1 protein-coding gene is annotated in these 582 nt (G+C 67.0%); it reads left to right on the forward strand.

The genetic code is table 11. The annotated features are described in order from the left end of the window. Positions 1-273: 273 nt before the first annotated feature. The coding region (locus tag ACKGJN_RS16585) for an acyl-CoA dehydrogenase family protein (RefSeq protein WP_409540677.1) at positions 274-582 on the forward strand (309 nt) is incomplete at its 3' end.

The raw sequence follows: 582 nt of genomic DNA on the forward strand, positions 1-582 counted from the left end.
GACCTCAGCTATCGCTCGGTCACCTCCGACAGCCGCAAGCGTCTGCACGGATTGCTGCTGCCGCTCGGGCCGCCGGACGAGGGGCTCAACATGGTCCTCGGCGGCCTGCGGTTTACCGAGTAGGGCACTTCCTGCGGCGGTCGGGCAGTGATCGGCAGGTGGCGATCGTTAGGCTGCGATTGACAGGAAGGGGGGGCCAACTATCATCGCCGCTCATTGTCGGATCACCAATCCAGGGCCGTCGAGAGAACGGCTCGCGCGGGCGTCCTCCTGATGAGTTTTCACCTGAACGACGAGCAGCGCGCCTTCCAGGACATGGCGCGGCAATTCGCCGGCGACGAGATCGCGCCGCACGCCGCGGCCTGGGACGAGGCGACCGAGTTTCCGGTCGCGACGCTGCGCAAGGCGGCGGCTCTCGGCCTGGCCGGTATCTACGTGCGCGAGTCCTCCGGCGGCAGCGGCCTCACGCGCTTCGATGCGGCGGTGATCTTCGAGGAACTGGCGGCGGCCTGTCCCTCGACCGCCGCCTACATTTCCATTCACAACATGGTCGCCTGGATGATCGACGGCTTCGGCAACGAC

It is taken from the genome of Gillisia xinjiangensis (assembly GCF_046298265.1).
Classification (GTDB): domain Bacteria; phylum Bacteroidota; class Bacteroidia; order Flavobacteriales; family Flavobacteriaceae; genus Gillisia; species Gillisia xinjiangensis.